This is a genomic window from Oceanobacter mangrovi, from assembly GCF_019740315.1.
Lineage (GTDB): Bacteria > Pseudomonadota > Gammaproteobacteria > Pseudomonadales > Oceanobacteraceae > Oceanobacter > Oceanobacter mangrovi.
This window is the reverse complement of the sequence record NZ_JAHXZR010000007.1, coordinates 34,789-60,737: the sequence shown is the minus strand read 5'-3', so window position 1 is coordinate 60,737 and position 25,949 is coordinate 34,789. Positions and strand designations below refer to the sequence as shown.

Genomic DNA, 25,949 nt, shown 5'->3' with positions numbered 1-25,949 from the left:
TGACGTCCGTATTTGATTACAACCTTGGAGTCTCTGAAGGGTTGCCAATGAACAACAAATATTCCAAATATCTGATCAGCCTGGTGCTGGTGATTACTGCTTCTCTGGCGAATGCCAGCCTGCCGGATTTTCGTGATCTGGTGAAAGAAACCTCGCCGGCGGTGGTGAATATCAGCACGGTGCAGCATGTTCAGGCTACGGCCTATTCGGAACGTTATGGTTTGCCAGAAGACATGCCTGAAATCTTCCGTCACTTTTTTGGTACACCAATGCCTTCTCCGCACGGTGGCGGTGGGGCCGAACAGGAAAAAACCTCGCTGGGCTCCGGTTTTATCATTTCCAAAGATGGTTATATTCTCACCAATAACCACGTCATCGCCGATGCCGACGAAATTGTGGTGCGTCTGAATGACCGCCGTGAACTCGATGCCAAGGTGATTGGTGCAGATGAATCCACCGACCTGGCGCTGTTGAAAGTCGAAGCCAGTAATCTGCCAATCGTTGAACTGGGCGATTCCGACAAGCTGGAAGTAGGGGAGTGGGTGGTTGCCATTGGTTCGCCGTTCGGTTTTGATTACTCAGTGACGGCCGGTATTGTCAGTGCCAAGGGTCGCAGCCTGCCAAACGAAAACTATGTACCTTTTATCCAGACTGACGTTGCGATTAACCCGGGTAACTCGGGTGGTCCACTGTTTAATCTGGATGGCAAGGTGGTTGGTATCAACTCGCAAATCTATACCCGCTCCGGTGGTTTCATGGGGGTTTCCTTTGCGATTCCGATCAATGTAGCGCTGGATGTCGCTGACCAGTTGAAAGTGAACGGCAAGGTTGCCCGTGGCTGGTTAGGTGTCGTGATTCAGGAAGTAAACAAGGACCTGGCTGAGTCCTTTGGTCTCGATAAGGCCGCCGGAGCACTGGTTGCCCAGGTGGTACCGGATTCTCCCGCTGACAAGGCGGGCCTGAAAAACGGTGACATTATTACCGCTTTCAATGGCGAACCCATTTACCTGTCATCCGACCTGCCGCATCAGGTTGGCCGGGTGAAACCGGGTGAAACTGCCAAAATAGATCTGGTACGTAACGGTAAACGCAAGCGTCTGGATGTCACTATTGGCACCTTGGCAGACGACGATTCCCAGGCGTTGGCGTCAACACTGCCGCCAAATGAATACGCCAGCGATCGAATGGGTGTTGTGGTATCCAATCTGGATGATACGCAGCGTCGTAAACTGGGCTTTGACGGAGTGGTGGTGCAGGACGTGACTGACGGTCCGGCAGCGGTTTCCGGTCTGCTGAAAGGCGACGTGATTACCATGATTCATGGTGAAACCATCAGCAGTATTGATGACTTCAAGGCCGCTGTCGGCAAGCTGCCGACCGATCGTAGCGTGCCGATGCGCATCGTTCGTCGTGGCTCAGCGCTGTTTATCCCGCTGAGGATTCCCAAGTAAGCTGCGAGAGCACGAACAACAGCACTGACAATGCCAGCCAGGCTGGCAATCAGATTGTTAACAGAAAAGCGGCTTCGGCCGCTTTTTTACTGTTTGGCCATTTGTTATCCAGTTGGCGTTAGCTTTGGCAGGCCGATTCGAGTAGAATTTTCGGCCATTTTATTTGTTCTCCTGGAAATATTTCTGTGAGTCACCTGGACCATATCCGTAATTTCTCAATCATTGCCCACATCGACCATGGTAAATCCACCTTGTCGGATCGTTTTATCCAGACCTGTGGTGGTCTCAGCGATCGTGAGATGCAGCAACAAGTGCTGGATTCCATGGATATCGAGCGGGAGCGGGGTATTACGATCAAGGCCCAGAGCGTGACGCTGGATTACAAGGCCCGGGACGGCAAGACCTACCAGCTGAACTTTATTGATACGCCGGGGCACGTTGACTTCAGCTATGAGGTATCCCGTTCGTTGTCAGCCTGTGAAGGTGCGCTGCTGGTGGTGGATGCGGCTCAGGGTGTTGAAGCTCAGTCGGTTGCCAACTGCTACACCGCCATTGAGCAAGGGCTGGAAGTACGTCCGGTACTCAACAAGATGGACCTGCCTCAGGCCGATCCGGATAAGGTTGCTCAGGAAATCGAAGAGATTATCGGCCTGGATGCCACTACTGCCGTACGTTGCAGCGCCAAGAGTGGCCTCAATATCGAAGATGTACTGGAAGATCTGGTGGCCAACATTCCAGCACCGGAAGGTGAAGTGGATGGCCCGCTGCAGGCACTGATTATTGACTCCTGGTTTGACTCCTATCTGGGCGTTGTTTCTCTTATCCGGGTCAAGAATGGTGTGATTCGCAAGGGTGACAAGATTCGTATCAAGAGTACCGGCAAGGATCATATCGTTGATGGTGTGGGTATCTTTACACCCAAACGCCATGAAAAAACCGAACTGCGTACCGGTGAAGTGGGCTACATGGTTGCCGGTATCAAGGACATTCATGGTGCGCCAGTGGGCGATACCATTGTTTCCAGCAAGTTTCCTGATACTGCCCCGCTGCCTGGCTTCCAGAAGGTCAAGCCGCAGGTTTATGCCGGTTTGTTCCCGGTCAGCTCGGATGACTTTGAAGATTTCCGTGATGCGTTGGAAAAGCTGTCACTGAACGATGCCTCGCTGTTCTACGAACCGGAAAATTCCGACGCCCTGGGCTTTGGTTTCCGCTGTGGCTTCCTTGGCATGCTGCACATGGAAATCATTCAGGAACGCCTGGAGCGTGAATACGATCTCGACCTGATTACCACGGCCCCGACGGTTATCTACGAAGTAGTTACCCGCAAGGGTGAGACCCTCAGTGTGGATAACCCGTCAAAACTGCCGGATATTGGCAGTATCGACGAAATGCATGAGCCGATTGCCGAATGTAATATTCTGGTGCCACAGGAATACCTGGGTAACGTGATTACCCTCTGTATCGAAAAGCGTGGCGTGCAGATGGATATGCAATATACCGGCAGCCAGGTTTCCCTGCGTTATGAAATCCCGATGGCTGAAGTGGTGATGGACTTCTTCGACCGTCTGAAATCCTGCAGCCGTGGTTTTGCCTCGCTGGACTACAACTTCAAGCGTTTCCAGGAAGCCCCGCTGGTGCGTCTGGACGTACTGGTGAATGGTGAGCGGGTGGATGCACTGGCTGTCATTATGCACCGTGACAATGTCCGCAGACGTGGCGCTTCTCTTGCGGAGAAAATGAAAGAGTTGATCCCGCGTCAGATGTTTGATGTGGCGATCCAGGCGGCGGTTGGCAATCAGGTAGTTGCCCGTACCACAGTAAAGGCCTTGCGCAAGAACGTATTGGCCAAGTGTTACGGCGGTGATGTCAGCCGTAAAAAGAAACTGTTGCAGAAGCAAAAGGAAGGTAAAAAGCGGATGAAACAAATCGGCAGTGTCGAGATCCCGCAAGCCGCCTTCCTTGCAGTCCTCAAGGTGGATGATTAATGAAACGTCAGTCGGGTATGTCGGTTAATGCTGTATTGGTACTTCTGGTTCTGGTTGGTTTTGGAGCCAAGGTGTTTGTTTCCTTGATGCCCATGTACTTCGACTATCAAATGATGAAACAGGTCATCGACACCTTACATGAATCCAATACTTTCACCGAGCGTACCACCGAGCGTGACGTACGTAAGGTGATGGAGCAGCGGGTGTCCGCCAACAACCTCGAGATTCCGCTGGATAACCTCAAAGTGGACCGATCCAAAGGGGTGCTTAAGGTCTCTCTGGATTATGAGGTGAAGGCCCATTTCATCGCTAACTTGTCATTTGTCGGCGAATTTTCCTTCCATGAAGAATTTTAGTAAGTGAACGACCCATTATTAAAACTTTCCCAGCGCCTGGGCTATACCTTTAGTGATACCGCTCTGGTAACACTGGCACTGACCCATCGCAGCAAGGGTGGTACCAACAACGAGCGGCTTGAGTTTCTTGGCGATTCAATTCTTAACTTTGTCATCGCTGAAGACCTCTATCGGCGCTTCAGCCAGGCCCGTGAGGGCAAGTTGAGCCGTTTGCGTGCGCGCATGGTGAAAGGCAAAACCCTTGCCGATCTGGCGCGGGAATTCGATTTGGGCGACTTTTTGTTGCTTGGTTCGGGGGAGTTAAAGAGCGGTGGCTACAAGCGTGAATCGATTCTGGCCGATGCGATGGAGGCGCTGATTGGCGCTATCTATCTGGATCGTGGTCTGGAAGCAGCACGTGAGCGGATTCTGGCCTGGTACAGCAGCCGGCTGGATGATCTGAGCCTGGAAGATCCGATCAAGGACCCCAAAACCCGTTTGCAGGAATATCAGCAGGGCCGTCATATGGCGCTGCCGAAATATCAGGTGTTGTCGATCGTTGGGCCGTCCAACGAACAAGTGTTTAAAGTGGAAGTTCGCATTCCGGATGCCGAACCGCAGCAGGCCGATGGCACCAGCCGTCGTGCTGCCGAACAGGCTGCCGCATTAAAATTGTTGTCAGATCTTGGCATCAGCGAGGTAGAGGAATGAGCAACCGTACCGGTTTTGTTGCCATTGTTGGTCGTCCCAACGTTGGCAAATCGACCCTGATGAACCGCATTCTGGGTCAGAAGCTGTCGATTACTTCGCGCAAGCCGCAAACTACCCGCCATCAAATCCTCGGTATCAAAACTGAAGATGATGTCCAGGTTATCTATGTTGATACCCCGGGGATGCACCTGAAGCAGGAAAAAGCGATCAACCGCTATATGAACAAGGCCGCGACGACTGCCGTCAAGGACGTTGATCTGGTGGTGATGGTGATCGACCGTACCCGCTGGACTGACGAAGACGAGATGGTGCTGGAGGCCTTGAAAAACCAGCGCGCACCTGTGGTGCTGGTGGTTAACAAGGTCGATTTCCTCAAGGACAAGGACTCCTTGCTACCGTACTTGCAGGAACTGTCAGCCCGCTACCCATTTGAGCAAATCGTTCCAATCAGTGCCAAGCATGGCCACAATGTCGAACGGCTGGAAAATCTGATCAACAGCTTTATCCCGGAAGGTCAGTATTTCTATCCAGAAGACCAGATCACCGATCGCAGCTCCCGTTTCCTGGCAGCTGAGCTGGTGCGTGAAAAAATCATGCGCCAGTTGGGTGACGAGTTGCCTTATGCCATGACGGTGGAAATCGAGGAATTCACCCACAGTGGCACGCTGGCAGAAATCAGTGCGCTGATTCTGGTGGAGCGGCCGTCACAGAAACGCATCGTCATTGGCGAGGGCGGTTCCCGTATCAAACAGATTGGGCAGGACGCCCGCAAGGATATGGAAGCCATGTTCGACTGCAAGGTGATGCTGAATCTGTGGGTCAAGGTGAAATCCAACTGGTCTGACGACGAGCGTGCCTTGCGCAGCCTTGGATACGACGATCGTTAATGCAGTCCTTTGTGGTGCTGCATCGCTGGCCGGTGGCTGAAACCGGCTGGCTGCTCAATGTTTTTACCCGTCAACACGGTCACCTGATGCTTCGGGGGCCACACTCCCGTACCTTGCAGTTACACACCCATTATCAGGGTGACTGGTGCGCTGAGCAGGACTGGCCAAGACTCAAGCTGGCTGAGCCGCTGCAATCCTTTCCCTTACAAGCCGAATACCTTTACTGCGGCAGCTATCTCAATGAACTGCTGGTGCGTTTGCTACCGCAGGGTGAAGCGGTGGAAGCGATTTACGACCTCTATTTACAGGCACTGGCAGCCTTGTCGCAACAGCAGTTGGCGGAGCCCTGGCTAAGAGTGTTTGAATATCGGTTACTGAGTAGCCTGGGTTACCATTTTGACTGGCACCGGCAGCTCGATGGCAGTCCGGTACGTGAGCAGCAGCATTATCAGTTTGTGCAGCAGGAAGGTTTTGTCGAGCGGGCAGATGGCCCTTATCGCGGCGAATGGTTATTGCAAATTGGCCGTGGACATTTCAACCTGCAAACCCTGCCGGTTGCCAAACACGTGTTGCGACAAGCATTGGCGGCGCGACTGCCAGCGGGACTGGTCAGTCGAGAGTTATTCAATCAGCCGCGCGGCTGATTTTTTTTATCAAGGTCGTTGCGACGACAACAGGAGAATGTGCGTGAAACAACATCGGGTATTGCTGGGTGTAAACATTGATCACGTGGCGACACTGCGTCAGGCCCGTGGGACTCGTTATCCGGATCCGGTACAGGCTGCCTTTGTGGCTGAACAGGCTGGCGCGGACGGTATCACCATTCATCCGCGTGAAGATCGTCGCCATATCCAGACCCGTGATGTTTACGTGTTGAAGGAAACCCTGGCGACCCGTATGAATCTGGAAATGGCCGTTACGGACGCCATGCTGGAACTGGCCGAGGAAATCGAGCCGCAATGCGTTTGCCTGGTACCGGAAAAGCGTGAAGAGCTGACGACTGAAGGTGGTCTGGACGTGGTCGGTCAGGAAGCGCCTATCGCCGCTGCTGTGGCGCGTATGAAAGCAATTGGGGCGGAAGTTTCCCTGTTTATTGATCCGGATGAAGCCCAGATTGATGCCACTGTGCGCACCGGCGCCCCCGTGATCGAACTGCACACCGGCCGTTATGCCGATGCCGAAACTCCGGCCGAACAGCAGGCAGAGCTGGAACGGATTGAACTGGCAGCCAGCTATGCGGCTGCCAAAGGTCTGGTTGTTAACGCCGGTCATGGCCTCAACTACCACAACGTTGAAGCCATTGCGGCGATTCCACAAATGAACGAGCTGAATATCGGTCATGCGATTGTTGCCCATGCTGTCTTTGTGGGCTTCGAACAAGCCGTACGGGAAATGCGTGAATTGCTGGCACGCGCCAGCGCATGATGGCTAACAGGCCTGAGGTTGGCGCTCAAGGCGGTAGTCAGGTTGCGGCCCAGGTCGTTGGAATCGGCACTGATATGATCCGCCAGCAACGGGTTGCGGCCGTTTATCAGCGCAAGGGTGAACGTTTCGTGCAGCGTATCCTGACGGCCGCAGAACAACAGCTGTGGCAGCAGCGCGGTGGCTCGGAGAACTTCCTCGCCAAGCAGTACGCTGCCAAAGAGGCGATCGCCAAGGCACTTGGTACAGGCATTGCCAAAGGCGTCGGATTTCAGCAAATTGAAGTTTTGCGGGATGCTCACGGCGCACCTTTGGTGCGCCTATATGACGCTGCTGAGCAGCGTTTGTTTCAGCTTGGCGGCCAGACCGCCTTGCTGAGTCTCACTGACGACGGTGGCCTGATCCTGGCCTTTGCGGTGCTCAGTCGTTAACAGCGCTGGTCTGGTTTTGAATCAGTGCCTGCCAGTCGTTATCCTCACTCCATTGTTGCAGCCGGCTACCGGCTGTCATGGTCATCCGCATCAGTTCTGGCAGTGACGCTGAGTTACCGGATTTAAGTGCGGTTTCCAGTTCATTAAGAGCGTGTTGTAGTTGTGGCACGCCACAATAACGGGTTGCCCCATGCAGCCGATGGACGGCGGCTTGCAGATGAGTCAGATCCTCCTCTTCCCAGCAGTCACGAATACTTTCCAGATCGGCAGGCAGGTTTTTCAGCAACAGACTCATCATTTCATTAGCCAAAGCCGGCTTCTGGCTGGCAGCCTGAAGGGCAGCCGCGACTGAAAAAACGGTGTACTCCGCTGCCGGTTGAGAGTTGGTGGTGACGATAGCCGCCGCTGGTGGTATGTTCTCCCTTTCCAGATATGGCTGGGCACTGGCTCGATATCCCGTCCATTGATAAATCGTATCAATCAGCTGCTGCAGCGAAATCGGTTTGGTCTGGTAATCGTTCATGCCCTTTTTGATCAGATACTGGCGCTCATCGGCCATGGCATGAGCAGTGAGGGCAATGATCGGAAGGCTCTGTTTACCAGGCAGCTGGCGAATTGCCTCAGTGGCTTCCAGGCCGGTCATGCCTGGCATCTGAATATCCATAAACACCAGATCAATGGCATGTTGCTGAATTGCTTCAATTGCCTGTGGGCCTGAGCTGGCGGGGATCACAGGCAAACCAAGATCTTCCAGCAAAATCAGCACCAGCTTGAGGTTAGCCTCATTGTCATCGACTACCAGGATGGTCGGCGGCAAGGTATTTTGACTGGTCACTACCGCCTTGTCGCGATTTTCCGGCTCGTTCAGAGCTTCGCCATTGAGCAGTTTATCCAGCAGTCGATGCAGTTTGCGGCTGTTGAGCGGGCGGCTCAGACAGCTCACTGCGCCATACTCGAGTAACCGCTGGCGGTCTTCCTCGTCTTCGCTGTCGACCAGAGCAACGATAGGAATGCCCTGTGGTACCAGCCTGGTTCCCAGACTGTGGCATTTTTCGGTGCCGATATAGCTGCTTTGTACCGCCATGATGATGGCATCGAGTTTGATACTGTCGTCAGCGATCAGGCTTTCCAGCGCGTCGGCGCTGCGGCAGTCGATTGACTCCAGCCCCCAGCTGGTCAGCAACTGGTGAATGTTCAGCAGGCTGTGTTCGCGGTCGTCCAGCAGTGCCAGGCAGCCTGGTGACAGTGCTGGCAGGGCATGACGGTGCTGCTTGTCGATATCAACCGTGATATGGAAACTGAACGTCGATCCTTCCCCAGGACTGCTTTCGACCTTGATGTCGCCATGCATGGCTTCAACCAGCGCACGGGATATGATCAGCCCCAGTCCGCTGCCACCAAATTTGCGGGCGGTGCTGTTATCGGCCTGGGTAAAGGCGTTGAACAGTTTTTGTTGCTGCTCCAGTGACAGCCCGACGCCGGTGTCCTGGATCTCAAACAGCAGGCTGGCCTGATTGTCACGGCTATTGATCAGGCTGATGCTGAGATGAACGGATCCCTGATCGGTAAATTTTACGGCGTTGCCAACCAGATTGGTGAGCACCTGTTTCAGCCGCATGGAGTCTCCGGACAGGCAAACCGGCACCTCCGGTGCAATCGCCAGTGAGATCTCCAGCCCCTTGCGCATACCGTTGGGGGCGATCAGTTCGAGTACGTCTTCAACCACGTCGCGCAGGTTAAATGGCGCGTGGGTGATGATCAGCTTGCCGGCTTCGAGTTTGGAGAGGTCGAGAATGTCGTTGATGATACCGACCAGGTCGCGGGTCGCCTTGGAAACAATATCAATCCAGTCCTGCTGGCGTTCGGACAGCTCGGTCTGCTTCATGCGGTCAACAAAACCGCTGATGCTGTTGAGGGGCGTCCGTAATTCATGTGAGACGTTGGCAAGAAATTCGGACTTCATCCGACTGGCTTCCTTGGCTTCACGCTGGTCCAGCAACAGCTGACGGTTGCGGATTTCCAGATCGTCCATGGTTTCCTGCATGTCGCGGGTGGCTTCTTCAAGGTTACGTTGCTGCTCTGAGATGGTGCGCTGCAAGCCGGCTGCAAGGGTATTAAGGCTGGTCGCCATTTCGCGCAGTTCACCGCTGGCTTCTACCTGTACACGGGTTTCGTATTTGCCTTCCATCAGCGATTTCAGCGCTTGCAGGATATTGTTGCTGGGGCCGGAAAACTGACGGCCGAGACGAATGGCTATCAGCAGGCCAACAATCAGGGTAACAACAATCAGCGACAGAGAAGATGCGATGTGTTGATAGCGGGTCAGTTCGGTATTGGTCGCTGACAATTCCAGTTCCGCCCAACCCAGCAAGCGTGGAGCCGGGCTTTGTTCAGCGAAAAACTGGTTTGAGACCTGATCGGAAATCAACAGGTTCTGGGCCAGAATTGGTGCCCGAATACGTACTGATCCCGAGGTCCGGATCAGGTGCATCTGGCCGCGCTGCATTTGGGCACTGCTTTGCTGGTCGGTCAGCATACGTGGGCCGGAGTGGGCCAGCAGCTGCATATCCTGGTTATAAATGCTGACAGAGCGGACATCCGGCTCTTCCAGCATGTTGTTGGCAATGTTCTGCAAAATGGCCGAATTGCCAATCGTAACGCCGTATTCACAAACCGGTGCCAGCTGCTTGGCCATTGCCAGTGCCCGTTGGTCGAGCAGATCATTGAGGTCGTGGAAGCGCTGGCTGATGAAATAAACGCCCAGCACCAGAGATATCAGCAGGCCCGGCAGCATGCCGATCAACAGGAAGCGCTGTTGGATGTTCCAGTTTTTCATTATTGGCAGGACGTCTTCAGCAGGTTTTCGAAAGGTTACTGGCGAATGCCAGGCGGTGCAATTGCCCGGATGTGTGCATGTGCATAATCAAATTCGCATTTGTTATTAAGATTTGACGCTTTTTCTGCTTACCATAAATCCATTTTGTTATATCACACAGGTTGTCCACCCATGAGTGACTCTGATCGCACAGCAATACAATATCCCACTATCATTGACTGTATTGGGCAGACACCGCTGGTCCGTTTGCAGCGGATGGCGCAAAACGACCATGGCAACCAGGTGTTGCTGAAGCTTGAAGGCAATAACCCGGCTGGCTCGGTGAAAGACCGGCCAGCCTTGTCGATGATCCAGCGGGCCGAACTACGTGGTCAGATCAGCCCTGGCGACACCCTGATCGAAGCCACCAGTGGCAACACTGGTATTGCCCTGGCGATGGCCGCCGCCATGATGGGCTACAAGATGATTCTGATCATGCCGGACAACAGCACCATGGAACGACGCTGGGCGATGCAGGCCTATGGTGCTGAACTGATTCTGGTGGGCAGTATGGAAGAAGCCCGTGATCTGGCGCTGACGATGGAATCACAGGGCCAGGGCAAGGTGCTGAACCAATTTGGCAACATGGATAATCCGGAGGCTCACTACGCCAGCACCGGGCCGGAAATCTGGCAACAGACTGCAGGCCAGGTTACCCACTTCGTCAGCTCGATGGGTACAACCGGAACCATCATGGGAACGTCACGTTACCTGAAGGAACAAAACCCTGATGTTTGTGTGGTTGGCCTGCAACCCACAGACGGCGCTTCGATCCCGGGTATTCGTCGCTGGCCGGAAGAATATCTGCCAACCATTTTTGATCGCCAGCGAGTCGATCAGGTGCTCGATATCGGCCAGCAGGATGCCGAGCAAACCATGCGGCGGCTGGCCCGTGAAGAAGGCATTTTCTGTGGTGTGTCGTCGGGTGGTGCAGTGTTTGCTGCGCTGCAGCTGGCACAGACTGAAACCAATGCCACCATTGTGGCAATAGTGTGTGATCGCGGCGACCGTTATCTGTCGTCCGGGGTTTTTGCACCGTCCTGAAGCGGTTTATTTGCGGATTCCCCCGCTGGCAGGGTTGCAATCCGTCAGTCAGTGCCAATACTGTGCGCCGAATTGAACGGGGGATATCCGGGTGGCTACACCAACAAGTTTGCAACTGACGATTCAGGACCTGACTTCCGAAGGCCAGGGCGTGGCGAAACGCGGCCGTGACGTCTATTTCGTACCGGGCGCCTTGCCAGGCGAAACCGTTACCGCGCGCCTCGATGGCCGACGTAAGAAAGTCTGGATGACCCGTCTGGTCAGCATCGATGAAGCTTCACCGGATCGTATCGAACCCGCTTGCCCTCATTATCAGCGTTGCGGTGGCTGCGACCTGCAGCATCTCGACTATGCCGCCCAGGTTAATTACAAGCAGCAGCGGGTAGCCCGCGAATTTTCCCGTCATGGTATCGAGGTGGCCGAATGGGCTGCCCCGATCACTGCCGATCCCTGGCATTACCGCCGCAAGGCCCGTCTGGGGGTGCGTTTCAGCAAGGAAAAACAACAGAACTTTGTTGGCTTCCGCGAAGGTCGTTCCGAACACCTGTCCAATATTGATCGCTGTCCGGTGCTGCCAGATCTGGCGGTACTCGACTGGGCCCAGTGGCGTGAGCTGATCGGCAGCTTACAGGGCCGTGACCGCATCACCCAGATTGAAGTGATTGCTGCCGATAATGCGTTGGCACTGGTATTACGGGTACTCAAGCCCCTGAATGAACCGGACAAGAACAAGCTGGTGGAATTCATCAGCAGTCAACCAGACGGCCAGGCAATTCAGCTGTGGTTAAGCCAGGGCAAGGAAGAATTGCCGGAATGTCTGTATCCTGATGCTCCGCAAACACTGGTTCATTATGTTGATGAGCAGCCCTTGCGGATGCAACTCAGCGACTTCTTTCAGGTCAATGGCGCAGTGAACCGCACCATGGTTATGCAGGCACTGGAGTGGTTACAGCCACAGCCGGGCGAAGTGATCTGGGATCTTTTTGCCGGTCACGGCAACTTCAGTATGCCGCTGGCGCGGCGCTGCGACCGGGTTTATGCGGTCGAAGTGCAGGACAGCATGGTGAACAGTTTACAGCAGCAGGCGAGTGCACTGGCTTTGTCCTTGCATGCGGTTGCAGCGGATTTATCGAACGAAGGCGTGTTGGCCCACCTGCTGGCACCCGACAAGGTACTGCTTGACCCGCCACGAGCGGGGGCGGCGGCCCAGATGAATGAATTGAGTGCGCGCGGGGTATCGCAGATTCTTTATGTGTCTTGTGACGCGGCGACCCTGGCACGCGATCTGGATCGGTTGGTCAAGGCCGGTTATCAAGTAGACAAGGCTGGCATCATGGATATGTTTCCACAGACCCACCACGTGGAAACCATGGTGATGCTGAGCCGGCGGGAAAAGAAACATGGTTAAGGTACGGGAAGATTTACCGCTCTGGCACGATGGTGAGCTGGACATTGAGCACTGGCTGGAAAAGGTGCTGCAGGTTTATGAAATTCGCGATAGCGAACGGCTGTTACAGGCATTGCAACTGGCCAAACAGCTGTCGGATGAAGCGATTGCCAATCAAACCTACTGGTCGGTAGACAGTATTCAGATGGGTCTGGAAATGGCCCAGATTCTGATGGATTTGCGCCTCGACACCGAGTCCATCGTTGCCGCTGTACTGTACCGGGCGGTACGTGAAGGACGTCTGCCGCTGGCCAAGGTCGAACGGGAGTTCGGCTCTCAGGTAGCCAAGCTGATTGAAGGGGTGCTGCGGATGGCTGCGATCAGCGCCATTCAGAACTCTTCCGGCGAAACGGTACTGGGCCAGCGTGAAGCCCAGGTCGATAACCTGCGTAAAATGCTGGTGGCCATGATTGATGACGTGCGAGTGGCACTGATCAAGCTGGCAGAACGTACCTCGGCCATCCGGGCGGTCAAAGACGCGCCGGAAGACCGTCGTCACAAGGTCGCGGAAGAAGTCTTCAACGTTTATGCACCGCTGGCCCATCGTTTGGGTATTGGTCACCTCAAGTGGGAACTGGAAGACCTGGCGTTCCGCTATCTGCAGCCAACTTCCTACAAACAGATTGCCCGTTTGCTGGATGAAAAGCGTATTGCCCGTCAGGACTACATTGATCAGGTGGTACAGACCCTGCGGGAAGAACTGCTGTCGAGCGGTATTCGCTGTGATGTTTATGGCCGCGCCAAACACATTTACAGCATCTGGCGCAAAATGAGCCGCAAGAATCTCGATTTCTCACAGATCTACGATATTCGCGCGGTGCGAATTCTGGTGCCAGAGCTGCGCGACTGTTACGCCGCGCTGGGTACTGTGCATACGCTCTGGCGTCATATTCCCAATGAATTCGATGACTACATCGCTAACCCCAAGGAAAACGGCTATCGCTCGTTGCATACCGCGGTAATCGGTCCGGAAGGCAAGGTGCTGGAAGTACAGATTCGTACCCACGGCATGCATGAAGATGCTGAACTGGGCGTATGTGCGCACTGGCTCTACAAAGGCACGGATACCGGCGGCAAGGATCAGGGCTACGAGCAGAAAATTGCCTGGTTGCGTTCGGTGCTGGAGTGGCACGAAGAACTCGACGACCTGCCAGAGCTGGCGCAGGAACTGCGCAGCGATATTAACCCGGACCGCATTTATGTGTTCACACCGGAAGGCCACGTGGTTGATTTGCCACCACGGGCGACACCGGTGGATTTCGCTTACCGGGTACACACTGAAGTCGGTAACAAGTGCCGTGGTGCCAAGGTTAACGGTCGTATCGTACCGCTGACCTATATTCTCAAGACCGGCGAGCAGGTCGAAATCCTGACTCATCCTAACGCCCATCCGAGCCGTGACTGGTTGTATCCGGAATCCGGTTACATCCATACCAGCCGGGCGCGCGCCAAGGTTGCCCATTGGTTCAAGCTGCAGGCCCGTGATCAGAACATCGAAGAAGGCCGTGCGCTGGTGCTGCGAGAACTGGATCGTCTCGATCTGGCGCAGGAGCCGCTGCACGACATCGCCCAACAGATGAACTACAAGTCCGTTGACGACATGTTTGCCGCGGTTGGTGCTGGCGACATGCGTATCGGCCAGATTGTTAACGCGGTGCTGAAGCAGACCGACTCGGTACAGCCGCAGCAGGAATTGCCGCTGTTGCGGCGGGCAGACACTAACAAGAAGCCGGGCAAGGACGATATTTATATCGAGGGTGTCGGCAACCTGCTGACCCAGATGGCACAGTGTTGTCATCCGGTGCCGGGCGACGATATTCGTGGTTACGTTACCATTGGTCGCGGTGTGACCGTGCACCGCAGCGACTGTGAAAACCTGTTGCACCTGGAGGCCATGGAGCCGAATCGGGTACTGCAGGTGAGTTGGGGGGCGGCGCCATCACGAACTTACCCGGTGGAAATGTCGATTCTGGCGTTCGACCGTACCGGTCTGCTGCGCGACGTCAGTGCTATTCTGGCGAACGAACGGGTTAACGTGATTGGCGTGAATACCCAGTCCAACCAGGGCGATCATACCGCCAGCATGCAGCTGACGGTGGAAGTTGAGAGCCTCGAAAATCTCGGTCGCCTGATGAAGAAAATCGAGCAGCTGCCAAACATCATCTCGGCGCGCCGGATTCGTGGCGGTTCACAGGGATGAGCAGCGCAGGGATGAGCCGCCCGGTGACCTATGATCTTGCTGATCTGATCACCCTGATGGCCCGTTTGCGTAACCCGCAAACCGGCTGTCCGTGGGATCTGAAACAGGACTTCGCCACAATTTTGCCGCACACGCTGGAAGAAGCCTACGAAGTCGCCGATGCCATTGAACGGCAGGACTGGCCACATCTGGAGGAGGAACTGGGCGACCTGCTGTTCCAGGTGATCTTTTATGGCCAGATGGGCTCGGAAGCCGGTCATTTTGACCTCGCCAGCATTATCGACCGGCTGGTGCAAAAATTGATTCGCCGTCATCCCCATGTGTTTCCACAAGGTACCTTGGCAAGCGAACGGGATCCGTCGATTTCACCGCAGGAAGCGGAAATCAACGCCAACTGGGATTTGATCAAGCAGCAGGAAAAATCCGACAAGCTGGCGCGGGCCGGTGGCAACCTGCTGCCTGAGCGGCTGCTCGACAGTGTGCCAGCAACCATGCCGGGCCTGACCCGGGCAGTGAAATTGCAGAAACGCGCCAGCAGCGTTGGCTTTGACTGGAATGACGCTCACGCAGTGGTCAGCAAGATTCAGGAAGAGCTGGCCGAAGTACAGCACGAAATGGCAACCGGCGACATCGAGCGGCTGGAGTCAGAAATCGGCGACTTGTTGTTTGCCGTCAGCAATCTGGCCCGGCACTACAAGATTGACCCGGAAGTTGCCTTGCGTGGCACCAATCAACGTTTCTACCGGCGTTTCAGCCAGGTCGAGGACGATGCTCTCGCCGCTGGTGGCTGGGATCAGGTTGGCCTCGACGAGATGGAACTGTCCTGGCAAAAAGCCAAGCAGCTGGAAAAACAGCGCAGCCGTTAGATGGCTGCGACTGGCAAAGGGCTCTATCGCCAGGCACAGCTTGCCATGCAAGCTGTATCAATTCGATGTAGGGTCCCGGCATGCCGGGACTTTGTCGTACGGGATTTAACCTGCAGGTTAGTGCTGGCCGGTATTCAGCGCATCCAGATGTTTGCGGGTCAGCGCCAGAAACGTTGGCGTTTTACCCGCGTCTTCATACATCGGAAAGCCATCTTCATCCTGGCCGATAACAGTGTCGCCTTCGACATAGGGAAAGCTGCTGGTCAAATCGTTGAGCGCAGCGTGCACCAGATCACTCAACAAGCGTTCACGGGTTAACCCCGGAAACATTTCCAACAGCGCTTCTACTCGCGCGGCATCCTTGACGTTGAGGGTGATCGGCCAGCTTTGTTGAACTCGCGGTTCACCATACTCTGCTTGCCAGCGTTTCATCATATCGGCAGCTTTCATACTGACTCTCCTTACACATCTTCGGGATCGTTTTACAAGAATAGCCCGAATACTCCGCAAAATTGTGCCATCGGACTGGCCAAATTCGGCAAAAGGGCCAAATGGTCTACTTGTTATCCGTTCATCCCCAAGAGATAGTCGGGTTTCCTTATTGTGATCAGACATTGACCATTGCCTGTCTCTGACCGCGGTGGCACCGTGAAATTCGGCAGGATTCCAAAGGAGATGACTTATGAGTGAACTGGATCCCAGATTACGTGACAAGGTCAGAATGCTGGGGAATTTGTTGGGGCAAACCATCGCTGCCAGTGACGGCGAAGATGTCCTGCAATGTATTGAAACCATCCGCAAACAAGCCAAAAAGGCTCGTCGCGGCGGCCAGCAAGACCGTGATGTCTTGCTGAGCACGTTAAAGGAATTGCCAGAAAACCAGCTATTGCCCGTGGTACGCGGCTTTAACCAGTTTCTCAATCTGGCCAATATTGCTGATCAGCAGCATGGTACCAGCTGGTGTCGTTCAGATGCCTTGCAATCGGGTCTGGATACCATGTTTCCGGCCTTGCTGGATCGCCTGCAACAAGCCGGAATCAGTCTCGATGGGGTGGAGCAACAGGTTGCGGCTCTCAATATCGACTTGGTGCTGACAGCCCATCCGACCGAAGTTACCCGCCGTACTCTGATCCAGAAATACGACACCATTACCCGCCTGTTACAGGAGCTGGATGATTTGCATGAGCAGCATCCGCAGCGGCTGGAACGTGAACAACATCTGGCGCGGCTGGTTGAGGAAATCTGGCATACCAATGAAATTCGCAAGACCCGGCCAACCGCTGTTGATGAAGCCCGCTGGGGATTTGCGGTGATTGAAAACTCGCTTTGGCAGGCCGTGCCGCAAATGATGCGCGACCTCGATCAGGAGTTGCAGCAACGGGGCGCGGCGATGTTGCCATTGAACGCTGCGCCGATTCGCTTTGCTTCCTGGATGGGCGGTGATCGTGACGGTAACCCCAATGTCACGGCCAATGTGACCCGCGAAGTTCTGTTTCTGGCGCGCTGGATGGCCGCTGATCTGTACCTGCGCGATATTGATTCGCTTGGCAATCAGCTGTCGATGGCGGATGCCTCGGCGGAATTACGGCGTGCTTATCCGGAATTCCCGGACGAACCCTACCGAGCCTGTCTGCACGAACTACGGCAGCGACTGGAAGATACCCGGCGCTGGGCTGGAGCCTGTGCTCGGGGTGAAGCGGTCGAAGCTCAGCCCTTGTTGTCTGATGATGAGCTGCTGCTGCCTTTGTTGATGTGTTATCGCAGCCTGATGGAACAGGGGCTGGAGCAGATCGCCAACGGCATGTTGCTGGATACCATTCGCCGGGTTGCCTGTTTTGGGCTGGTGTTGGTACGACTGGACATGCGGCAGGAATCTTCCCGTCATGCGGGCGTGCTGCAGGAAATCTGCCAGTACTACGGCTGGGGCGATTACCTCAGCTGAAGTGAGGACGACAAACAGGCCTTCCTGCTGCGGGAGCTGGCGTCCAAACGGCCGCTGGTACCAAAACACTGGCAGCCGTCGGCAGAGGTTCAGGAAGTACTCGACAGTATCACGGTGTTGGCGTCAGAGGCGGGTGCCGGAGTTTCCTGTTACATCATTTCGATGGCCAGCGAGCCGTCCGATATTCTGGCCGTAACCCTGCTGCTGCAGGATGCCGGGGTGCGTGAACATTTCCCCGTGGTGCCGTTATTCGAGACCCTCAGTGATTTACAGCAGGCGTCGGTGCGGATGCGCAAGCTGTGGCAGGTCGAGTGGTATCGCGACTATTGCCAGCAGCGCCAGCAGGTGATGATTGGCTATTCTGATTCCTCCAAGGACGCTGGTCAGCTGGCGGCAGTATGGGCGCAATATCAAGCCCAGGAAGCACTCACTCGCGATGCTGAGGAGGCGGGTATCTCGCTGGTGCTGTTCCATGGCCGCGGTGGCACGGTGGGGCGTGGTGGTGGTCCGACTCACCGGGCGATTCTGGCACAGCCACCAGGCTCGGTAGCCGGTGGTTTGCGGGTGACAGAGCAGGGCGAAATGATCCGCTTCAAGTTTGGTCAGCCGGACATTGCCCGTCGCAACCTGAAGATTTATGCCGCCGCAGTACTGGAAGCCAATCTGCTGCCATCGCAGCCGCCACAGCCAGACTGGCGTGAGCGGATGAGTGAACTGGCTGCTGCCGGGGTCGCTTCGTATCGGGCAATGGTCAAGGATACACCGGACTTTGTGCGTTATTTCCGCAGCGCTACGCCGGAATCCGAATTGGGCAAACTGGCGCTGGGCAGTCGTCCGGCACGTCGCAAGGCCGGTGGAGGCATCGAAACCTTACGGGCGATCCCATGGATTTTCGCCTGGACCCAGATTCGTTTGATGCTGCCAGCCTGGCTTGGGTCCGATCAGGCGTTGCAGCAAATCCAGCAGCAGGGAAAACTCGATCAATTACGTGAAATGTATGAGCAATGGCCGTTCTTTCGTACTTATATCGACATGCTCGAAATGGTGGTCAGCAAGGCCGATGCCGGAATAGCAGAATATTATGAGGCACGGCTGGTGGAGCCGGAGTTACAACCGCTGGGCAGCCAGTTACGGTTACGGCTTGAGCGAGTGAAGGAGCAGGTATTGGCCATTAATGGCCAGCAAGCCTTATTGGATAATCATCCGATTTTGCGGGATTCGATGACAGTGCGTGATCCCTATACCGATCCACTGCATTATCTGCAGGCAGAACTGCTTTATCGGGAGCGTCAGCATCCGGAAGTGGTCAGCCAGATTGTCGAACAGGCGATCAAGGTGACCATGGCAGGTATTGCCGCTGGTATGCGCAATACCGGCTGATTCTGGCCTGACTGCAAAGCAATAATGATTTTCCTGGCTGGCAGCGGATTATTCCGCGTCAGTCGTATTTTTATTGCTTTGCCATTACGGTAACGCATGTTATAGAAGAGTCATCAAAGAGCTGCATAGCAATGCTGGAATAGCAGCAAATGGCTGCTTCTGTTGGCTTAAATCAACAGTCGTAGTCCGGAATATGTAACGCTTATTCGAATGCGGATAGCAGGCAAGTCGCTATACCAAAGTCTGGCGACACTGTTTTCGGAATTGCTGCAGAATAAGTTGAGATAACGGTCACGCCAGAGTAAGGTTACCCTTAATTTTTGCCCTGGTTAAAAAATAACCAATACTATTGACCGCAGGGATTAGAAAAATTCCAAGCTAAGCTACGAGGGGAAATACATGCGCGTAATTCTTTTGGGCGCACCGGGTGCCGGTAAGGGCACTCAGGCTCAGTTCATTTGTGAAAAGTTCGATATTCCACAAATCTCTACCGGTGACATGCTGCGTGCAGCTGTGAAGGCAGGCTCCGAACTGGGTCTGAAGGTAAAGGAAATCATGGAAACCGGTGGTCTGGTTTCTGACGAAATCATCATTGGTCTGGTGAAAGAGCGTATTCAACAGGACGACTGCAAGAACGGTTTCCTGTTTGACGGTTTCCCACGCACCATTCCACAGGCAGAAGCCATGCTGGAAGCCGGTGTGGACATCGATCATGTGGTTGAAATCGACGTCGATGACGAAGAAATCGTCAGCCGTCTGAGCGGCCGCCGTGTTCATCCGGCTTCCGGCCGTGTTTACCACGTGATTTACAATCCACCAAAAGTGGCTGGCAAGGACGACGAATCCGGTGAAGATCTGGTTCAACGTGACGACGACCAGGAAGAAACCATTCGCAAGCGTCTGGCGATCTACCACGAACAAACCGAGCCACTGGTCAGCTTCTACAAGAACCTGGGCGGCGACAAGGCTCCAAAATACAGCCACATCCCGGGTGTCGGCTCGCTGCAGGACATCACCAACAACGTGATGACCGCACTGTCTTGATTTCTTTGTGAGATCTGACTGAAAAAGCTCCTTCGGGAGCTTTTTTTATGGCTGCCAGAAACTGGCAGCCAAATTGCCATCAAGTCGATTTAGTATGCCGTCCGGCGGCTCTGGTATACTGCGCGCTTTTTTAGCGGGGAGTTTTCCATGGCCAATGTATTGATTGTCGACGCATCATCGGCTTTTTGCTCCGCAACTCTGGTGACCGACGACGGATTGTTTGATATTGCCGAGCAACAGCCTCGCCGCCACGCCCAGCGGCTGTTACCCATGATTGATGAAGTGGTGCAGCAGGCCGGTATCAGCAAGCGCCAGATTGATGGTGTTGCCTATGCCCGTGGGCCAGGCTCATTTACCGGTATTCGGATTGCTGTCAGCGTGGTACAGGGCATGGCATTGGGACTGGAGTTACCGGTTTACGGCTTTTCCACCCTGCAGTTATTGGCCTGGCAAGCCGCTGCTGGCCGTCAGCTTGATCGTATTGCCTGCGTGATGGACGCCCATATGGGCGAAGTCTTCTGGGGGGTGTTTGAGCACTCGGAAGCTGGCTGGACGCTGACAGGAACGGAACAGGTAGGCGCCCCCGATGTCTGTGTCGGTGATCTTTCCCGGCAGTTGCAACAGCAACCGGATTGTCGCTGGATGTTGGCGGGTAACGGTTTGAAATTATTACCGGCCGGATTACCGGAATTGCCCTGTTTGGCAGAACTCGAACCGCTCAGCCGTTATGCGGCCGAACTGGTTCAGCAGGCCTGGCAAAGCGGCCAGTTTGGCGATATGGATGCCTATCCACCTGTGTATCTGCGTGATTCTGTCGCCTGGAAGAAACTTGATGAGCAGCCCAGTCTGCTGAAGCGTAACTAAATTCACCAAAACAAGGAGAGACCGTGGGATTTTTCGAAACCTTTGTACTGGCAGTGTTGCAAGGCATCACCGAGTTCTTGCCCATTTCCAGTTCGGCGCACCTGATTCTTCCCTCACAGGTGTTCGGTTGGCCAGACCAGGGACTGGCGTTTGATGTGGCGGTGCATTTTGGCACTCTGCTGGCGATCGTCTGGTACTACCGGGTCGAGCTGCAGCGCATGATCGTTGGTTTCTTCTCCACCGGTTTTTCTTCCACCCCTAATGAAGATGCGCGACTTTCCTGGATGGTGGTGGTGGCGACCATTCCAGCAGTGATTGCAGGTTTGCTGTCGCAGGATTTTATTGAAGAAAATCTGCGTTCGACGGCAGTGATTGCCACCACCACCATTGTGTTTGGTGTGATCCTGGGGCTGTCAGACCGTTTCAAATCGCACCGCGCAGGTCTCACGCAGATGACGCTGGGACTGGCACTGGCGATTGGTTTTGCCCAGGCACTGGCCCTGATTCCGGGTACCTCCCGTTCCGGTATTACCATGACTGCGGCGTTGTTCCTTGGCTTTGCCCGCCTGGATGCTGCGCGTTTTTCGTTCCTGTTATCGATTCCGCTGATTCTGGCCGCTGCCGGTTTGAAGTCGGTTGAATTGCTGGGCTCTGACCTGGCCATCGACTGGTTGCACATCGGCCTGGGGGTACTGATTTCCGGCATCAGCGCCTGGCTCGGGATTCACTACTTCCTGCAACTGGTTGATCGTGTTGGCATGCTGCCATTTGTAATCTATCGACTGTTACTTGGCTGCGTCCTGTTCCTTTTCTTCGTGTAATCTGAATGCCACAGCTGATTTGTCTGCAAGACACCCTGCTGCCACAAGCGCAGCAGTGGTGTGACTACTACGGTTTTACCCTGGCTACTGCTGAACAGCTGCAGCAGCCGGGCTTTCATCTGGTGCTGGACCAAAGTGGTCTGGCACTACAGCAAGGAGACGCTGGCAAGGCTCGCGTCCAGGTCGACTTCACTGCCGGAGCTGCCGCGCATCGTCGCAAGTTCGGTGGCGGTATGGGGCAGGACATTGCCAAGGCGATTGGCATCAGCAGTGCCTATAAACCTTCCGTGATTGATGCTACCGCCGGGCTTGGCCGTGACAGTTTTGTGCTGGCGACGCTGGGCTGTCGGGTGCATTCCCATGAACGTCAGCCGATCGTGGCAGCCTTGCTGCAGGATGGGCTGGATCGTGCCAAAGACCATCCTGAGGTTGCTGATATTATCGCCAGAATGTCGCTGACGTTTGGTTCCAGTCACCAGCTGTTAGTCCCGCAACCAGAGCCACAGTTGCAAACCGACGTGGTGTATCTGGACCCCATGTTTGGTGAAGATGCCAAGGGCTCGGCGCAGGTGAAAAAAGACATGCAGGCGTTTCGTTCTGTGGTGGGCGCGGATATGGATGCCGATGAGCTGCTGCAACGGGCGCTGTCCTGTGCCCGCTGTCGGGTGGTGGTCAAGCGTGGTCGCAAGGCTGCACCACTGGCCGGCAAGGCGCCGTCCTATGCGCTCACCGGCAAGTCCAATCGTTTTGATGTCTACGCTCTGGCTAAAGTCGCTCCGCTGGAGGAATAATCCCTCCAGAACGGTAGTGACAGACCGTCAGAGACAACGGCGAATGGTGTTCTGCACACTGCCATCCACGGCGTGAGACAGACGGTTGGCCAACTGTTCCAGCGCGCTGCTGGTGGTGAGCATGCCTTGTTCCTGTTCTGCCAGCATCTGTTGTTTCTGCAGCTGGCTGACCAGGGTGCGGAACAGCGACGAATCAAAGAACTCCGGCGAATTAACACCATGTAACAGGCTGACGCGCTGGGCGATCAGGGCGCTTTGTTGTTCCAGCGCGCTGGCACTGAAGTGGTCTGAACCATGGTGTTGCAGCAAGGCGAGGGTAATGTAGTAGCGCTCCAGCGTGGGCATCATCACCCGTGCCATGGCGTCGAGATCCTCATAGCTGGCCTCGCGGTCATCAATGGCCTGGAAGTTTTCGCCGTCCGTTTGCAAATAGCCCTTGTCACATAGTTGCTGCAGCCAGAGTTCAAGCTGCCGGGGTAATTCCTCGACTTGCCAGGGCAGGAACAGCTCAGCCTGGACAAAGGGATAGAGCGCGCCGATAAAGTCGAGAATCTGCTGGCGGCTGATCGCCTGGCGGTGAATCAGCAAACAGCCGATCATGCCGGGAATTGCTAACAGGTGTAAGACGTTATTGCGGTAGTAGGTCAGGGCAACGGCCTGACGGTCGTCTGCATAGATCAGATCACCGAGTGGGTTGGTTTGGCGACTGATCGCCGCGAGACTTTCCGCATGCTTGATCCATTCTGCCGGGGTGCCGTCACTAACATGTGTCAGTGGGCTGAGCGGGGCCGCAGTGATCATCGCAGCCCAGTCTTGCAGGCGCTGTTTCAAGGCTGCTTCTGGCATGGCTTCGCGTGGACTGGCCAGCAGCGTCAAGCCGACCAGGTTGATCGGATTGACCACTGCCGAGCGGTTGATTTCTGTCACCACCCGGCGTGCCAGGCAATCGACCACGGCTGGCGCCCAGTCTGGTCGGTAGTGGCAGCTCTCAAATTCCTGCTCGCGCCAGCCTGGCTGTTGCTGGTTGAGGAAGCTGGTCAGATAGACGGGTTCGCCAAAGGTGACGTGGACCTTGCCAAAATCCCGGCCAAAGGATTTCAGCGTCGAAACAATACCCAACAGGCTTTCCTTGCGTTTCTTCTGGCCACGCAGTTCTTTTTGATAGGTGCTGCCCTCGAATACTTTCTCATATCCGATATACACAGGCATAAACAGAATCGGTTTGCGGGAGTCGCGCAAATAGCTGCGCAATGTCATTGCCAGCATCCCGGCTTTGGGTTGCAGCGTACGGCCGGTGCGGCTGCGGCCACCTTCAACAAAGTATTCGGCGGAATAACCACGGCTGAATATGCTGTGCAGATATTCATCAAACACCGCGCCATATAATGGATTATCGCGGAAAGAGCGGCGGATAAAAAATGCACCACCACGCCGCAGAATCGGCCCAACCACCGGAATATTCAGGTTAATACCGGCCGCGATTTGCGGCAATTGCAGGCCATGCTGATATAGCACATAAGAGAGTAATAAATAATCAATATGGCTGCGATGACAGGGCACATATACCACTTCATTATCACGAGCGGCGGTTTTGAGAGCGTCGATATTATGCAATTTGACGCCGTCATATAAGGAATTCCACACCCAACCGAGCAGGACATCGAGAAATCGCACGGTGGTGTAGGAAATATTCGAGGCAATTTCATCGGCATAGCGCAGCGCTCTCTGGCGTGCCCGTTGCGGGGTCAGCTGGCCATCCTGACAGGCCTGTTCAATTGCCTGGTGCACCAGTGGTCGGTTCGGTAGCTGGCTGATCAGGGTACGGCGGTGTGACAGATCCGGGCCGATCACGGTGGCATTCACCAGGCGGAAATGTTTGCGCAGCAGCAGCGCGGTTTTACGGGCCAGCTGGCTGGCGCTGTTGCTGCCTTCAGCCAGTCGCTGCATCGAAACCGGCTGGCTCAGGTGCACAAAGGTATTGCGGCCATTAATCAGAATTGCCATCAGGGTAAACAGCCGACCACCAATGGTGCCGCTGTTTTGCAGCCAGATACGCAAGAACGAGCCTTCTTTCTGTGGCCCCCGGCCCCAGTAGATGCGTACTGGAACCACTTCGATATTTTGCTGAGGATGGCTCATTTGCCATTGCGCCAGTTGCTGCAGGGACTTGCTCAGTACCGGTTTGGCCTGTTTACGGAACAGTCGGCCGGAGCGGCGATAAACGTGGAAAAACGGTGACAATTCCAGCCCGCCGTTGCCGTGATCCAGCGGTCGGCTCCATTCAAAGGCCTCGACTTCGCGGTCAATCACCAGCTGTTCTGCCAGTGAGGCATACATAAAGGCATACACGCGCAGGCGCTCACCTTGCTGCTGGTCGGCCTGCAAGGTGCCGATCTGGCGGGTTTTCAGCAACAGATACAGCAGTCGCTGCAGCCAGCGCATCAGTGTCAGTCGCGATTTGGAAAACCAGCTCATGTATTGGACCCCGGGATTATTATTCTGGATGGTGTTTGTTAATGGTTGTTATCGACAGCGCAGACGGCCGTCTGGTTGCGGCTGGCGATTAATTAATAATGAGGTGGTGGCGCATCGTCAGCGGGTGACTTGCCTGGTCCTTGTGATTGCATCAGTTGTTCAATGCGCTGGTTCATCATTTTCATTGCTTCACGAGCGGTTTCGAAGTCGAGTGTCAGGCGGCTGACCTGCTGATTGAGGGCGTCGATCGTTTCATCCATATAAGCAATACGTATTTCCAGCTCGGCGATTCTGGCGCTGTTGTCGTTGTCAGTCCGGGGCGTTTGCTTATCGGTCATGGCGGATTGTCCTCACTGAATTGTCGTCAAATTCTATCATATTGATTTTTTTGGAGATTTGGGATTACATTCCAGCGCGGTAAGTCAAATTGTTCTTTACTGTAGTCGTTGTACAAAAATCGTTGAACGTTATTTACAGGTATCACTATGGCGAAAAAATTGGGTTTGGCGCTGCTGAGCGGCGTGATTGTCTTGGTAGCATTTTGGGTATCGTCTGTTGCTCTGCTGGGTGAGTTGAAATTGGCTGATGGTACGCTGGTCAGCGACGCCATGCCGTCATCTCTGGCCCTGATTGTATTTGTTGCTGGCCTGGTTGCAGGTTTGATTGTTTCTGCTCTGGCAAATGGTGATGCTGAACCTCGTCGTCGCAGTCGCAGCTCAGGCACTGTGGTTGAGGAAGACGTGGAAGACGGCCGTGAACGCGGTGTGGTGAAGTGGTTCAACGTCAAAAAAGGCTTCGGCTTTATTACCTGGGACGAAGGTGAGGATGTATTTGTGCATTTCCGCTCGATTCGTGGCCAGGGTCACCGTTCACTGACCGAAGGTCAGCGGGTCAAATTTACTGTGGTTCGTGGTGACAAGGGTCCACAGGCAGAGGATGTCTCGGCAGTACGTTAATACGACGGCTGATCTGACTCTG

21 protein-coding genes and 1 pseudogene are annotated in these 25,949 nt (G+C 54.8%); 18 read left to right on the top strand and 4 right to left on the bottom strand.

Annotated elements, in window-relative coordinates; all coding sequences use genetic code 11:
* Positions 1–47: 47 nt before the first annotated feature.
* The 8 genes from K6123_RS14845 (at position 48) to acpS (ending at position 7,222) form a co-directional block, all read left to right on the top strand.
* The gene (locus K6123_RS14845) at positions 48–1,451 is read left to right on the top strand and encodes a DegQ family serine endoprotease (protein WP_221799085.1); all 1,404 of its coding nucleotides are present in this window, start codon (positions 48–50) and stop codon (positions 1,449–1,451) included.
* 185 nt (positions 1,452–1,636) lie between these two features.
* Positions 1,637–3,436, top strand: a complete 1,800-nt coding sequence (gene lepA, locus K6123_RS14840) for a translation elongation factor 4 (RefSeq protein ID WP_221799083.1) — start codon at positions 1,637–1,639, stop codon at positions 3,434–3,436.
* A complete protein-coding gene (locus tag K6123_RS14835) occupies positions 3,436–3,792 on the top strand; it encodes a DUF4845 domain-containing protein (protein ID WP_221799081.1) in 357 nt (118 codons plus the stop codon). Before lepA ends, K6123_RS14835 begins: the two co-directional genes overlap by 1 nt.
* A 3-nt stretch (positions 3,793–3,795) precedes the next feature.
* On the top strand, positions 3,796–4,482 hold the full coding sequence (gene rnc / locus K6123_RS14830) for a ribonuclease III (RefSeq protein ID WP_221799079.1): 687 nt from the start codon (positions 3,796–3,798) through the stop codon (positions 4,480–4,482).
* Positions 4,479–5,369: a GTPase Era gene (era, locus tag K6123_RS14825; protein WP_221799077.1), complete on the top strand. Its 891-nt coding sequence runs from the start codon at positions 4,479–4,481 to the stop codon at positions 5,367–5,369. Before rnc ends, era begins: the two co-directional genes overlap by 4 nt.
* On the top strand, positions 5,369–6,013 hold the full coding sequence (gene recO, locus K6123_RS14820) for a DNA repair protein RecO (RefSeq protein WP_221799075.1): 645 nt from the start codon (positions 5,369–5,371) through the stop codon (positions 6,011–6,013). Before era ends, recO begins: the two co-directional genes overlap by 1 nt.
* Before the next feature lie 37 nt (positions 6,014–6,050).
* On the top strand, positions 6,051–6,794 hold the full coding sequence (pdxJ, locus tag K6123_RS14815) for a pyridoxine 5'-phosphate synthase (RefSeq protein ID WP_221799073.1): 744 nt from the start codon (positions 6,051–6,053) through the stop codon (positions 6,792–6,794).
* Positions 6,791–7,222, top strand: a complete 432-nt coding sequence (gene acpS, locus K6123_RS14810) for a holo-ACP synthase (RefSeq protein WP_221799071.1) — start codon at positions 6,791–6,793, stop codon at positions 7,220–7,222. Before pdxJ ends, acpS begins: the two co-directional genes overlap by 4 nt.
* On the opposite strand, the gene K6123_RS14805 is transcribed toward acpS, so the two are convergent.
* Positions 7,212–10,058, bottom strand: coding sequence for a response regulator (locus K6123_RS14805; RefSeq protein ID WP_221799069.1), 2,847 nt, complete (start codon positions 10,056–10,058; stop codon positions 7,212–7,214). The genes acpS and K6123_RS14805 overlap by 11 nt on opposite strands.
* 171 nt (positions 10,059–10,229) lie before the next feature.
* Here K6123_RS14805 and cysM point away from each other — a divergent pair, with 171 nt between their 5' ends.
* From cysM to mazG, 4 genes are all read left to right on the top strand, one after another.
* Positions 10,230–11,141 carry a cysteine synthase CysM gene (cysM, locus tag K6123_RS14800; RefSeq protein ID WP_221799067.1) on the top strand — a complete coding sequence of 304 codons (912 nt, stop codon included), beginning with the start codon at positions 10,230–10,232 and terminating at the stop codon, positions 11,139–11,141.
* A gap of 91 nt (positions 11,142–11,232) precedes the next feature.
* Positions 11,233–12,549 carry a 23S rRNA (uracil(1939)-C(5))-methyltransferase RlmD gene (gene rlmD / locus K6123_RS14795; RefSeq protein ID WP_221799064.1) on the top strand — a complete coding sequence of 439 codons (1,317 nt, stop codon included), beginning with the start codon at positions 11,233–11,235 and terminating at the stop codon, positions 12,547–12,549.
* Positions 12,542–14,788, top strand: a complete 2,247-nt coding sequence (gene relA, locus K6123_RS14790; protein ID WP_221799062.1) for a GTP diphosphokinase — start codon at positions 12,542–12,544, stop codon at positions 14,786–14,788. The genes rlmD and relA overlap by 8 nt, the downstream gene beginning before the upstream one ends.
* A gap of 11 nt (positions 14,789–14,799) precedes the next feature.
* On the top strand, positions 14,800–15,654 hold the full coding sequence (gene mazG, locus K6123_RS14785; RefSeq protein ID WP_221799060.1) for a nucleoside triphosphate pyrophosphohydrolase: 855 nt from the start codon (positions 14,800–14,802) through the stop codon (positions 15,652–15,654).
* 117 nt (positions 15,655–15,771) lie between these two features.
* On the opposite strand, the gene K6123_RS14780 is transcribed toward mazG, so the two are convergent.
* Positions 15,772–16,104: a hypothetical protein gene (locus tag K6123_RS14780; RefSeq protein ID WP_221799058.1), complete on the bottom strand. Its 333-nt coding sequence runs from the start codon at positions 16,102–16,104 to the stop codon at positions 15,772–15,774.
* Between the two features lie 232 nt (positions 16,105–16,336).
* Here K6123_RS14780 and ppc point away from each other — a divergent pair.
* From ppc to K6123_RS14755, 5 genes and pseudogenes are all read left to right on the top strand, one after another.
* A pseudogene (gene ppc, locus K6123_RS14775) lies at positions 16,337–18,976 on the top strand (phosphoenolpyruvate carboxylase).
* A 399-nt stretch (positions 18,977–19,375) separates the two neighbouring features.
* Positions 19,376–20,020 (top strand): adenylate kinase, encoded by a 645-nt coding sequence (gene adk, locus K6123_RS14770; protein ID WP_221799056.1) that lies wholly within the window; start codon positions 19,376–19,378, stop codon positions 20,018–20,020.
* A gap of 147 nt (positions 20,021–20,167) precedes the next feature.
* Positions 20,168–20,884, top strand: a complete 717-nt coding sequence (tsaB, locus tag K6123_RS14765; protein WP_221799054.1) for a tRNA (adenosine(37)-N6)-threonylcarbamoyltransferase complex dimerization subunit type 1 TsaB — start codon at positions 20,168–20,170, stop codon at positions 20,882–20,884.
* A 23-nt stretch (positions 20,885–20,907) separates the two neighbouring features.
* Positions 20,908–21,705, top strand: a complete 798-nt coding sequence (locus K6123_RS14760; RefSeq protein ID WP_221799052.1) for an undecaprenyl-diphosphate phosphatase — start codon at positions 20,908–20,910, stop codon at positions 21,703–21,705.
* Positions 21,706–21,710: 5 nt separating this feature from the next.
* Positions 21,711–22,496, top strand: coding sequence for a class I SAM-dependent methyltransferase (locus K6123_RS14755; RefSeq protein WP_221799050.1), 786 nt, complete (start codon positions 21,711–21,713; stop codon positions 22,494–22,496).
* 27 nt (positions 22,497–22,523) lie between these two features.
* On the opposite strand, the gene plsB is transcribed toward K6123_RS14755, so the two are convergent.
* Both plsB and K6123_RS14745 read right to left on the bottom strand, forming a co-directional pair.
* Positions 22,524–24,971 carry a glycerol-3-phosphate 1-O-acyltransferase PlsB gene (plsB, locus tag K6123_RS14750; protein ID WP_221799048.1) on the bottom strand — a complete coding sequence of 816 codons (2,448 nt, stop codon included), beginning with the start codon at positions 24,969–24,971 and terminating at the stop codon, positions 22,524–22,526.
* Positions 24,972–25,063: 92 nt separating this feature from the next.
* Positions 25,064–25,309 carry a SlyX family protein gene (locus tag K6123_RS14745; RefSeq protein WP_221799046.1) on the bottom strand — a complete coding sequence of 82 codons (246 nt, stop codon included), beginning with the start codon at positions 25,307–25,309 and terminating at the stop codon, positions 25,064–25,066.
* A gap of 147 nt (positions 25,310–25,456) precedes the next feature.
* Here K6123_RS14745 and K6123_RS23390 point away from each other — a divergent pair, with 147 nt between their 5' ends.
* On the top strand, positions 25,457–25,927 hold the full coding sequence (locus K6123_RS23390; protein WP_221799043.1) for a cold-shock protein: 471 nt from the start codon (positions 25,457–25,459) through the stop codon (positions 25,925–25,927).
* Positions 25,928–25,949: the final 22 nt, after the last annotated feature.